A 12,387-nucleotide genomic window follows, 5' to 3' on the forward strand; every position below is an offset into this window, starting at 1 on the left:
ACACCCAGGTCACGCCGTAGAGCAGCATGAACGCGCTCGAGCGCACCCCGGTGAGATCGAGCAGCGCGCCGAACATGATGGGCAGCAGGAAGCCACCCATGCCACCCACCAGGCCGACGATGCCCGACACTGCACCGATCTCCTTGGGAAACTCGTCCGAGATGTACTTGAACACCGAGGCCTTGCCGAAGGCGAAGGCCACGCCAACGACGAACAACAGCGCGGTGAAGACCCAGACATTCAGATGAATCGCGAAGGTTCGCGGCCCATCCACGGTCTGGACGGTGAATTCGGTATGCGGGTACGAGAGCAGGAACAGGCAGATCCACGACACCCACATCACCCACCAGGTGACCTTGTGCGCGCCGTAGCGGTCCGACAGCCACCCGCCCACGGCGCGCAGGACCCCGCCTGGCAGCGAGAAGCAGGCCGCAAGCAGTGCCGCCACCTGGATCCCCAGACCGAACTCGGCGACGTAGTACTTGGTCATCCACAGCGACAAGCCCACATAGCCGCCGAACACGATCGAGTAGTACTGGCAGTACTTCCACACGCGCGGATCCTTCAACACACGCAGCTGCTCGCGGAAGGTCACCGTCGAGGACACGCGATGCGAAGGATCGTCATAGGTGAAAAACCAGAACGCGAGCGCGATGATCAGCATGGCCGCAGCATAGATCTGCGGCACCGCAGCCCAGCCGAACAGCACCACCAGCGTGGGCGCCACCAGCTTCGTGACGGCGGCGCCCGAGTTGCCCGCGCCGAACACGCCCATCGCAAACCCCTGCTGCGCACGCTCGTACCAGCGCGCGCAGTAGGCGATCCCCACCGAAAACGACCCTCCAGCCAGACCTACGAACAGACCGGCCAGCAGGAATTGCCAGTACTCCGTGGCGTGCCCTATCAGGTAGATGGGCAGAACCGTGCACAGCATCAGCACGAAGAAGACGACCCTGCCGCCAAATCGGTCGGTCATCATCCCCAGCGGTAGTCGGACGAGTGAGCCCGTCAGCACCGGCGTGGCCGCAAGCAGGCCGAACTGGGTCTCATTGAGCGCAAGCATCTCCTTGATCGGGATGCCGATCACCGCGAACAGCATCCACGCCGCGAAACACATCGTGAATGCCGTCGTGCTCATGATGAGCACGGAAAGCTGCTGATACCTGCGCGTTGCCACGTCGGACCACTCCTGCACACCCGACCCCCTCGGGAACAGTCCGAAGCATAGGCATGCAACTGCCTGCGCACCATTCGCCAAAAGCAGGAGGCACAAAGGGCGCAGCCTCTCAACCTACACCTTTCGAACTAGGCCACACCCCGTATCACCACCTCCCCCCGGAACTACTCAGATTCCAGAACATGCCAAAAACATGATCCACTTCAATCAAAAAAATCAAGATGAAATCAAAGACCAAACAAATCCAGCTCTAAAAAAATTGAATGGTTTTTCTCGGCGAGTTTTTACATCACGCCTTGACTTTCTTTAGTCAAGCCGTGATATTAATTGGCGGATATTTTTTGAGCTAAATCAAAAATCAATATAAAACAGCTATTTGCTAACACAGAAAGCACATTGGCATCAATTCCCCATTCGCATTAACAGGCGCCTTTTTTCGAATTGCCCTACCCTCCTTCCGGCTTATGGCGACCCTCCTAAGCGGGGTCTAGACTGATTTCCGAAATGCCGGGGAGTGAATCGTTCGTCTCCAGGGTTCGGCTGAAACACGGCCTGTGTTCAGCACTATCCGAGGTCATCGTCCGCAAGCGCACTCCGGCTGGTCAGACCGCCAACTGGAGGTGTTCCATGAAGATCATGATTGCGTACGACGACTCACGTAATGCGAAGCTTGCCCTCGCGCAGGTCGTCACCCTGTTCGGCAGACTCTCCCCCGAGATCACCCTCGTGACCGTGGTGGAGAACCCGGGCGACTCCACCGACAAGAACCTGGAGTTCTTCGACCAGGAAACCGAGGAGTTGCGCCAGGGGGTGGATCAAGCCCTGGCCTTCTGCTCCAAGGAAGGCATCAAGGCGCATGCGCTGTTCGCGCAAGGCGACGCGCGCAAGATGATTCTCGCCGCCACCAAGAAACACACGCCCGACATCCTCGTCGTGGCCCGCCACAGCCATCAGCCCGACGGTGGCTTCATCGCGAAATCCCTGACCTATTTCGTCGACGAGGTCGACTACATGACCTTCGGCAGCGTCAGCGCATTCCTCGCCCGCCGCGTGGAATGCCCACTGCTGATCCTGCCGAGCTGAGCCGGAACATCAAAACAAGAACAAGCGCCTGACAGAGAAAACGATTTCTCCTCATCACGCATCGAGGCCCCAAAATGGTCGTAGCCGATCTCTTCAAGTACCGGAATCCCGAAATCAGGGCACTGCACCTGACCTGGATTGCCTTCTTCATCTGCTTTTATGTCTGGTTCAACATGGCGCCGCTGGCATCGAGCATGCTGCGCAGCGCCGACTGGCTGACGAAGGACGACATCCGGCTGTTCGCAATTTGCAACGTCGCACTCACCATCCCGGCCCGCATCCTGGTCGGCGCCGCGCTTGACCGCTTCGGTCCGCGCCGTGTGTTCTCCATCCTGATGGTCACCATGGCCATCCCCGCCCTGTTCTTCGCATTCGGCACCACCAAGACGCAGTTGCTGGTGTCGCGCCTGGTGCTGTCGAGCGTGGGCGCCAGCTTCGTCGTCGGCATCCACATGACCGCGCTCTGGTTCAAGCCGCGCAGCATCGGTTTTGCCGAGGGCTTCTATGCCGGCTGGGGCAACTTCGGCTCGGCCGCGGCAGCCATGACGCTCCCGACCATCGCGCTCACCATGTTCGGCGGCGATGATGGCTGGCGATGGGCGCTCGCGATGAGCGGCATCGTGATGGCGGTCTATGGCGTCTTCTACTGGTTCGCAATCACCGACGGCCCCACCAACACCCACAGCAAGCCGCGCAAGACCGCAGCACTCGAGGTCAGCACCTGGGCGGACATGATCAAGCTGATCATCATGACGATTCCGTTGCTGGGCATCCTCTCAGTGCTCGTATGGCGGGTCGAAAAGATGGGCTACATCGACAGCGGCACGGCCTGGCTCTTCCATGCACTGATCGCCTTTGGCGTGATCTACCAGATCATCCAGATCCTTCGAGTGAACGTGCCCATCCTCAAGCAGGGCGTGCCCGAGGACGACCGATACCCGTTCAATAGCGTCGCGGCGCTCAACACCACCTATTTCGCCAACTTCGGTGCGGAACTGGCCGTGGTGTCGATGCTGCCGATGTTCTTCGAGCAGACCTGGGGTCTTTCGGCAGCAGCCGCCGGTCTCATCGCGTCCTCCTTCGCCTTTGTCAACCTCTTCGCCCGCCCGATCGGCGGTCTCGTCTCCGACCGTATGGGTAACCGCCGCTTCGTGATGCTGTCGTACATGTTCGGCATCGGCGTCGGCTTCGTGCTGATGGGGCTGATGAACGAAACCTGGCCGCTGTTCATCGCGGTCGCCGTGACGATCGCCTGCTCGGTTTTCGTGCAGGGCTCCGAAGGTGCCACCTTCGGCATCATCCCGTCGATCAAGCGCCGTGTGACCGGACAGATCTCCGGTATGGCTGGCGCTTACGGCAACGTGGGCGCGGTGTTCTACCTCACGCTCTTCACCTTCACCACCGCCGAGCAGTTCTTCTTCATCATCGCCGGCGGCGCCTTCGTCAGCTGGCTCGTGTGCTTCATCTGGTTGAAGGAGCCGGAGGGAGCGTTCGCCGAGGAATACTACGAGTCGTCGGTCGACCGCCAGATCGCACTCGAAGCGCAACAGGCCAATAGCGCCTGATCGGGCTCCTCAAGCCACGCAAGAACGCCACCACAAAATGTGGTGGCGTTCTTTTTTGTTCTTCAGCAGCGCAGGGAAGGCGCGGATCAGCCTTCGGCCGGCTGTGACTCGGCCGCAGCGCATTCGAGCAGACGAGCCAGCTGCGAACGGTTACGCACACGAATCCGCCTCCCCGTCACGCTGAGAAGCTCGTCCTCGACCAGGCTGCGCAGCACCCGCGAGAAGGTCTCGGGCGTGAGATTGAGGAGCGAGGCGATGGTCTTCTTGGGCGCGGGCAGGATGACGCCCGCCTCGGGCCGTTCCAGCCGGTCGTACTGATCGAGCAGGTAGCTCACAACCCGCACCGAAGCGGTTCCGGCAGCAGTGCAACTGATCGCATCGATAAGACGCTGGATCCGCGCGCAGACCGCCTCCAGCATGCGGTTCGACAAGGCGGCGTCGAGCGCCACCGCCTCGAGGATCCGCTCCCTGGGAACGTGGATCAGCAACGCGGTGCCCACGGCCTGCGTCCAGGTCCGGTAACGGTGTCCGGTGAAGACCCCGATCTCGCCGAACATTCCGCCCGTCTCGAAGATCTCCACCACCTTCGGCCTCCCCTCCGGGCCATGCGACATCAGGCGCACCGCGCCACTGCACACGAAGAAGATCCCGGTCGGCACCGAACCACGCTCGAAGATCGAGGCGGAAGGCGAGAACCGGACGAATGCAGCTTCGCTTGCCAGGATATCCAGCACGCGCGGATCACTGCCTTGCAGAATCGGCATGTCCGCCAGCACCTCCCGGACGGACGCTCTTTTTGTTATCGAATGCACGCGAAACAGCCCCCTGGAATCGGTGCCGGCCATCATCGATGAATGACGACCCACGTCCTGCGCCAAGTGCACATGATCGCGGGCCGTATTTTTTTCCTATCGTAAGCCCGTTCGCCCCAGGTTTCCATTGCCCAATCGAATGCCGGCCTAGGTCGAAAGAACTAGGCTACACCCTACTCAAGGCGAGGCGGACTCCTGCAGTACCCGCTCAGGAACTGCAGGAGAGCATCGAGCAGCCAGCACGCGCACGCGCCCAGTCCGGCCTGCGTGCCGCAAAGCGCTCATAGCCAGGCTGTTCGCGATAGGGGGTACGCAGCACCTTCATCAGCAGTTCCAACTCGGACAGATCCCCCTGTTCGGCCGCGTCGATGGCCTGTTGCGCAAGATAGTTTCGGGGCACATAGAGGGGGTTCACTGCGTTCATCTCCGCCTTGCGCAGCGCCTGCGGGCGCCCCTCCTGTCGCAGGCGCGCGGCATAGTGGACCAGCCAAGCCTGCAGGGCCTCGGCACTCTGCTGACGGCGTACGGGGTCGTAGAACGCCGGTTCAAACGGACCGCTCTCCGGGGCATGCTCGTCGAGCCCGGCCAGGGTGCGGAAAAACAGGGTCATGTCGATCTCACCGGCCTGCAGTGCTGCATGCAGTTGCTCCAGCAGCCGGTCATCGTCGCCCCCCTGCCACTGCGCAAGGCCGAGCTTGGCCTGCATCATGCGCCGATAGGCCGCATCGTACCGATCCGGAAAGGCGGCCAGCGCCTGCTCCAGCGCTTCGGCCTGACCGATCGCCGGATGGAGGGCATTTGCGAGTTGCCACAGATTCCAGTGCGCGATCCGGGCCTGATGGCCGAAGCGATAGCGGCGACCACCCGCGTCAGTCGTGTTCGGCGTCCAGTCGGGATCGTAGTTGTCGATCCAGCCATAGGGCCCATAGTCGATGGTCAGGCCGAGGATGGACATGTTGTCGGTGTTCATCACGCCATGCACGAAACCGACCCGCATCCAGTGCGCGATCAACTCCGCGGTACGCTGGCACACTTCCTCGAACCAGCGCACCCGCCGGCGCGCAGGGTCCGACTCGGCCGCGCACAATCCGGGAAAGTCACGGTCGATAGTGAAGTCAATCAGTTGCCCCAGCACGGCCTCCTCGCCGCGCGAAGCAAGGATCTCGAAGTTGCCAAAGCGGATGAAGGAAGGTGCCACCCTGCAGACGACGGCGCCCGGCTCTGGGCGCGGATGTCCGTCATAGAACATGTCCCGCACCACCTGTTCGCCCGTGGCGACAAGGCTGAGTGCACGCGTGGTCGGCACGCCGAGGTGATGCATGGCCTCACTGCACAGGAACTCGCGCATGGAGGAGCGCAGCACCGCACGGCCGTCCGCGCGGCGCGAATACGGCGTCGGGCCGGCGCCCTTGAGTTGCAACTCCCAGCGCTCGCCCTGCGGGTTGATCGTCTCGCCCAGCGTAATCGCCCGCCCGTCGCCAAGCTGGCCCGCCCAGTTGCCGAACTGGTGGCCGCCATAGCATGCGGCATAGGGCTCCATGCCCGGAAGCAGCGCATTGCCACCAAATACCTCGGCGAACACCTGGCTGCGGATGTCCGCATCGTCGATGCCCAGCAAGCCGGCCACCTCCGGCGACCACGCCAGCAGCGCCGGCGCACGCACCGGTGTGGGTTCGACACGCGAATAGCAGGCGCCATACACCTGGCGTACATGCCGCCCTTCCTCCGGGTCGCCGGGCAGCTCGCGCACGAAGCGGTTGTCGAATCGAGGCGCTCTCATGGGGAATCCTTTTTTTATATAGTCGCCGCGGGGCGCACACGCCGGCCAAGGCTGCGACGCACTAGCCCCGGCGCGGATCGAAAGCGTCGCGCACCGCGTCCGCGAACAGATTCGCTGCCAGCACCAGCACGAACATGAACACGAAGGCTGCGGCCAGTGACCACCAGACCATCGGCTCGCGCGCAAGTTCGGCACGCGCCATGTTGATCATGGTGCCAAAGCTGATCGTGGTCGGATCGACACCGATACCGACGTAGGACAGCACCGCCTCGGCCAGCACCAGGCCGGAAAAATCCATCACCAACGCGATCATCACGATATGCATGACGTTGGGCAGGATGTGGCGGCGCAGGATGGCAGGTGTGCGCACACCGAAGGCGCGTGCCGCCTGCACGTACTCCAGCTCGCGCAGCTTCAGCGTCTCGCCGCGCAGCAGACGGGCCAAGCCCGTCCAGCTGGTGATGCCGAGGATGAAGCAGAGCGCCAGCAGGCGCGCATCCGACCGCTCGGCGGCGGTGTCGAACCACTGCGGGTTCGTATCGATCACCACCTGCATCATCAGTACCGCGGCCGCGATCAGCAGCACCCCGGGGATGGCATTGAGTACCGTGTAGAGGTACTGCACCACATCATCCACCCACCCACCGAGATACCCTGCGGCGATGCCGAGCGCCACCGCGAAGGGCATCATCACGAGCGTCGTCACTGTGCCGATCACGAGCGCGGTGCGCACGCTCTTCAGCGCCAGGTACAGCACGTCCTGCCCCACCTTGTCGGTACCCAGCACATGGTAGTAGGGCGCGAGCTGCACGCAGGCGGCTGCGATCAGCAACAGCACACCCAGCGTCAGCAGCGCCGCACGCCACGCCAGCACGGTCCGGCCGACGAGCATCGCCCCCGCGACCTCGCTCCAGCCCAGACCGCTGCCCCGCCACACCGCGGTGGCGAGGACCAGGAACGCACCACACCACCACAGCACGGCCTGCCCCAGCGCGCGCAGCAGGCGTGCGCCCACGTCCCCCGTGCGCGCTTCAGCGGGCAGATCGAGATGCACGGCTCCGTGCACGAGCCGCGGGTACTCGCGCACCTGTCGGCCATCGGGCAACTCGATGGTTTCGCGCTGGTACAGCGTCCATGCGAACGGTGCGGAGTAGGTCTTTTCGGTCTGCGCCCGCAGCGGCGAAAGCAGGGCATCGAGCACCGAAACGACCTCGGTGGAGTACCGCGCCGCCGGCATCGCCCCCGTACGCCCGGACCCGCCTGCTTCGCCCACCTCATTCGCCTCGTTCGCCGACCGCCCCACCTCCGCGCCCGCGCCCGCCGGCGGCAGCAGTTCGCGGTAATGAAGGCTGTCAAGCACCCCTATGGCGACAAAGGCAAGCAGCACGGTGGCTGCCGCCATACCGACCGGTCGCCGGCCCACCTTGCGCCACGCTTCGCACAAGGGCGGCTGGCTGCGGACATGGAAGACCGCGAGCACGCCCAGCCCGAGCAGCAGGAACAGCAGCGCGTCGGTCCACAGCAGCACCGGCTGGAAGCGCATCGCGGTCTCCAGTGGCGCACTCATTCCAGCCTCACCCGCGGATCGGCCAGCGTGTAGGAGAGGTCGGTCAGGATCAGGCCGATGATGTACAGCACCGAGCCGATGAAGACCATCGCCCGCACCACCGCGAAGTCCTGCGCGTTGATCGCGTCGATCGTGTAGCTGCCCAGCCCCGGAATCGCAAAGAAGGACTCGACCAGCAGACTGCCCATGAACAGCAGCGGGACCACCACCACCACGCCGGTCAGGATCGGGATCAGCGCATTGCGCAGCACGTGGCGGAACAGCACCGCGAGTTCGGACAGGCCCTTCGCACGCGCGGTGCGCACGTAGTCCTTGGAGATCTCCTCGAGGAAGATGGTGCGGTACCAGCGCGCAGACGAGCCGATTCCGGCCAGCACGCTGATCAGCACCGGCAGCACCAGAAAGCGCGCCGCATCCAGTCCGGGGGCGTAGCCCGAGATCGGCACCAGCGCCCACATCTTCGATACCAGCCACTGCCCGCCGATGATGTAGAACAGGCTGGAGATCGACATCATCGCCACGCACAGCACGACGCCCCAGAAATCCAGCCGGGTGGCGCGGAAGAACACCAGCAGCAGCGCTAGACTGATCGACACGAACAGGCTGAGGATGAAGGTCGGAACCGCGATCGCCAGCGACGGCCCCATGCGGTCGCGGATCTCCTGGCCGATGTCGCGACCGTCGTCGGCGCGACCGAACTCGAGCGCGAACATGCGCAGCGACTTGTCGAAGAAGATCGTCTCGGTGAAACGCGCCGGCCCCTCGGCCGAGGCGTTCACGAACATGGGCTTGTCGTAGCCGCGCTCCACCTTCCAGCGCTCGATCGCCTCCGGCGTGGCCCGCTTGACGCCGATGTGCATGCGCGCCATGTCGTCGGGCGAGTTCACCACGAAGAAGAGCACGAAGGTCAGCAGGTTCACCCCGATCAGGATCGGAACCGCGTACAGCACGCGGCGCAGGAGATAGGCCAGCATCAGCGCAAAGTCCCCGTGTCCGTCTGCGCGGTGGCGGTTTCGCTCCGCCGCCAGTGCAGGACCGCCGGCGCCACCAGCGCCAGCAGCAGCAGCGCAACCAGCCCCAGCGGCCACAGCACCGGCCGGTTCCACTGCGCGCGCGCGGCCTCGCGGCGCTCGATGTCGAGGCGCTGGTACTTCATCGTATTACGCACCATCGCCCCGGTCTTGCGGTTCAACAACCACCCATGCTGAAGCGAATACGACATCGGGTGGAAGGCGAAGATCCAGGGCGCATCCTGCTGCAGCATCGCCACCATGCGATCGATGATCTGCTGGCGCGCGGGGCCGTCGGGCATGGCCTTCATGCGCTCGAACAGCGCGTCGTACTCGGGGTTCTCGTAGTTGGCCGCGTTCTGGCCATTGAACCTCACCTTGCCCTGCGGACCATGGAGCAGGAAGAGCAGGTTCTCCGGGTCCGGGTAGTCCGCGTTCCAGCCGAAGAAGAAGAGCTGTGCATTGCCCTTGCGCACCTTGTCCTGGAAGCGGTTGAAATCAGTCGGCCGCACCACGAACTGCACCCCCAGATCCCGGAATTTCTTCGCCAACCAGTCCGAGCGCGCCTTGTCGCCCAGCCCGCCGGGCGTGGTGTCGAGATGGATCACCAGCGGCTCGCCGGTTTGCGCATTGCGCCCGTCGGGCCAGCCAGCCTCTGCGAGCAGTTGGCGCGCCGCGTCGACGCCCCGGCGCACCGGGCGGCCTCCCGCCTCGTTGCCTTGCCACGCATAGACGACAGGGTTGATGCCCGCCCTGCCCTCGCGCGCGCCAAAGATGCCCGGCGGCAACGGGCTCATGCCCGGCAGTCCCCGCCCGTTGAGGAAGATCGACACGAACTCCTCCATGTCGAGCGCAATCGAGATCGCCTGGCGCAGTTTGCGCGCACGCGCCTGCTCCGCCTTCGACGCGCCGCCGCCCACCAGCGGATCAAGCATGTTGAAGCCGAGGTAGAAGATCGATGGCGAAACCGAGGTCAGCAGGCGGATGCCCTTGTCCTCCATGTCCTCGGACAGGGAGACCTCGCCCTGACTGGTCAGCGACACGGCCTGATCGAAGTTGTCCGAGGACACGCCCGAAGCGTCGTAATAGCCTTGCAGGAACTTGTTCCAGTATGGAATGCCCTCGCGCTCACGCGAGAACACCACCTTGTCGATGAAGGGCATGAGCTTGCCGCAGTCGGCGAGCAGGCCGGCTTCGACATCCCCCGGCTCGCCCTCGCAGGGATAGGCCTCGCCGCGGTAGTTGGGGTTACGCGCCAGCACCATGCGCGCATTCGGATTGTTCTCGACCAGCATGTAGGGCCCGGTGCCAACCGGCCACCAGTCCAGCGTGAGGTTGCGCTCGACCATGCCCGGCTGGGCGAAGAAGCGGTCGACCTCGCGCGGCACCGGACTGAAGAAGGGCATGGAGAGCCAGTACAGGAACTGCGGGTAGGCACCCTGCAGCGTGATGCGATAGACCTGCTCATCCACCACCTCCACCCCGGGCAGATCGAAGCGGTCGAGGTCCAGCCATCCGGTGGCCGGCCCCGCCGCCCCGTCAGCCACATGCGGCTTTCCGTCTGCTGCACGCCCTGCGTCCAGCGCGGCCTGCAGATCCGCCTGCAAGGTCTTCAAGCCCGGCAGGTACTCCGCCATGAGCTCGAAGATCGGCGAATGCAGCCGCGGATGGGCAAGGCGCTTGATCTGGTAGACGTAGTCCGCAGCACGCAGCTCGCGCGTCCCGGTTTCGGGGAAATCGGCCAGGCCGCGCACACTGCGCAGCTCGGCCGCGCTCAGACCCAGATAACGCGGGCGACCATCTTCCCCGCGAGCAAACGCAGGGTGGGGCTGGTACAGGATGCCTGGGCGGATGCGTACTTCCACCACGGTGCGGGCGACCCTGGCCGGATCGGCGTCCGCGGCCAGCTCGCGTCCGGCCGCATCGAGGCGACGCAGCCGCGGCATCCCGTCGGCTGTCGCCGGCTCCAGCGCATAGGGCCGTTTCAGGTAGTGGTACTGCAGCGGGGGTTCGACGATCTGGTACAGGAAGGTGGCCTCATCCTCGCTGTAAGACTGCACTGGATCCAGATGCTTCGGGCGCTCGGTGAAGGCGGTATAGAGCACGTTGCCGCCACGCTCGGCAACCGGATACGGGTCATTCCATACATCGCCGCAGCCCGCGGCAAGCGAGGCGGCGAGCACAGCGATGCCCACCCGCAACAGCACCGCAGGGCGCGCACGCACAAGGCCCACTCCCCGTCCAGCGGGGAAGGCGCAGGCACAGCGTAGGGCTCGGAGAAGGCTTTGGGTCCAGCGCACGTGGAGGCTTCAGTTGGGCGGTCGGGGCGTCGGAGCCGTGGATTCTGGCAGCTTTTGGTGCCGGACGCGATCGGGGGCGCCTATCCCGGCCGGGGTTTTGGCTATAATTCCCGCCTTGACAATAGGAGTATCGATCCATGGGCTTTCTTGCCGGCAAACGAATCCTGATCACGGGCCTGCTCAGCAACCGCTCGATCGCTTACGGTATTGCCAAGGCCATGCACCGCGAGGGCGCGGAGCTCGCCTTCACCTACCAGAACGAACGTTTCAAGGACCGCGTCGCCAAACTGGCGGCCGACTTCGACAGCACGCTGATCTTCCCGCTCGATGTGCAGGACGACGCACAGATCACCGGCCTCTTCGAACAGATCGGCCAGCACTGGGACGGGCTCGACAGCCTGGTGCACTCCATCGCCTTCGCCCCCGGTGAAGCGCTCGAGGGCGACTTCCTTGATGGGCTCACCCGCGAAGCCTTCCGCATCTCGCAGGAAGTCAGCACCTACAGCTTCCCCGCGCTGGTCAAGGCTGCACGCCCGATGATGAAGGGCCGCAACGGCTCGGTGCTCACCCTGTCCTACCTGGGCGCGGTACGCACCATGCCCAACTACAACATCATGGGTCTGGCCAAGGCGAGCCTCGAGGCCTCGGTGCGCTACCTCGCCGTGACCCTCGGTCCGGAAGGGACGCGCGCCAACGCGATCTCCGCCGGCCCGATCAAGACCCTGGCCGCCTCGGGTATCGGCAGCTTCGGCAAGCTGCTCGCCTTCAACGAACATAACGCACCGCTGCGCCGCAACGTCACGATCGAAGAGGTCGGCAACGCCGCAGCCTTCATCTGCTCGGACCTCGCCAGCGGCATCACCGGCGAGATCATGTATGTGGACGGCGGCTTCAACACCACCGCCCTCGGCAACGCCCTGCCCCTGCCGCAGTAAGCCTGGCAATGCCTGCCGACCAGCAGTTCCGGTCGGCAATCTCCTAGCCAGCAAAAAGCCCGGACTCGAGAGCCCGGGCTTTTTCATGTCTGTACAGCGGGCAGCGTTCGCTGCAGAGAGCCTGTCGGCGTGCCTGCCGCTGAGCGCCACGGGGCGCT

At 64.2% G+C, this 12,387-nt stretch carries 9 protein-coding genes; 3 read left to right on the forward strand and 6 right to left on the reverse strand.

The window, feature by feature from the left end:
• A partial coding sequence (locus ACNKW1_RS12910) for an MFS transporter (protein ID WP_418365004.1) occupies positions 1 to 1,138 on the reverse strand: 1,138 nt, incomplete at its 3' end.
• Positions 1,139 to 1,804: 666 nt separating this feature from the next.
• Between ACNKW1_RS12910 and ACNKW1_RS12915 the strand changes: the two genes are divergently transcribed.
• Both ACNKW1_RS12915 and ACNKW1_RS12920 read left to right on the forward strand, forming a co-directional pair.
• Positions 1,805 to 2,260, forward strand: a complete 456-nt coding sequence (locus ACNKW1_RS12915) for a universal stress protein (protein ID WP_418365005.1) — start codon at positions 1,805 to 1,807, stop codon at positions 2,258 to 2,260.
• 74 nt (positions 2,261 to 2,334) lie between these two features.
• Positions 2,335 to 3,825, forward strand: a complete 1,491-nt coding sequence (locus ACNKW1_RS12920) for an MFS transporter (RefSeq protein ID WP_418365006.1) — start codon at positions 2,335 to 2,337, stop codon at positions 3,823 to 3,825.
• Between the two features lie 86 nt (positions 3,826 to 3,911).
• On the opposite strand, the gene ACNKW1_RS12925 is transcribed toward ACNKW1_RS12920, so the two are convergent.
• The 5 genes from ACNKW1_RS12925 to ACNKW1_RS12945 form a co-directional block, all read right to left on the reverse strand.
• Positions 3,912 to 4,673 carry a Crp/Fnr family transcriptional regulator gene (locus ACNKW1_RS12925; RefSeq protein WP_418365007.1) on the reverse strand — a complete coding sequence of 254 codons (762 nt, stop codon included), beginning with the start codon at positions 4,671 to 4,673 and terminating at the stop codon, positions 3,912 to 3,914.
• 172 nt (positions 4,674 to 4,845) lie between these two features.
• On the reverse strand, positions 4,846 to 6,417 hold the full coding sequence (locus ACNKW1_RS12930; RefSeq protein ID WP_418365008.1) for a protein adenylyltransferase SelO: 1,572 nt from the start codon (positions 6,415 to 6,417) through the stop codon (positions 4,846 to 4,848).
• A gap of 61 nt (positions 6,418 to 6,478) precedes the next feature.
• Positions 6,479 to 7,960: an ABC transporter permease gene (locus tag ACNKW1_RS12935; RefSeq protein ID WP_418365113.1), complete on the reverse strand. Its 1,482-nt coding sequence runs from the start codon at positions 7,958 to 7,960 to the stop codon at positions 6,479 to 6,481.
• Between the two features lie 20 nt (positions 7,961 to 7,980).
• Complete coding sequence (locus tag ACNKW1_RS12940) at positions 7,981 to 8,958, reverse strand: ABC transporter permease (protein WP_418365009.1); 978 nt, start codon at positions 8,956 to 8,958, stop codon at positions 7,981 to 7,983.
• The gene (locus ACNKW1_RS12945) at positions 8,958 to 11,219 is read right to left on the reverse strand and encodes an ABC transporter substrate-binding protein (protein ID WP_418365010.1); all 2,262 of its coding nucleotides are present in this window, start codon (positions 11,217 to 11,219) and stop codon (positions 8,958 to 8,960) included. Before ACNKW1_RS12945 ends, ACNKW1_RS12940 begins: the two co-directional genes overlap by 1 nt.
• 212 nt (positions 11,220 to 11,431) lie before the next feature.
• Here ACNKW1_RS12945 and fabI point away from each other — a divergent pair, with 212 nt between their 5' ends.
• Complete coding sequence (gene fabI, locus ACNKW1_RS12950; RefSeq protein ID WP_418365011.1) at positions 11,432 to 12,229, forward strand: enoyl-ACP reductase FabI; 798 nt, start codon at positions 11,432 to 11,434, stop codon at positions 12,227 to 12,229.
• Positions 12,230 to 12,387 lie beyond the last annotated feature (158 nt).

The organism is Thauera sp. WH-2, from assembly GCF_048321015.1.
In the GTDB taxonomy this organism is placed as follows: domain Bacteria; phylum Pseudomonadota; class Gammaproteobacteria; order Burkholderiales; family Rhodocyclaceae; genus Thauera.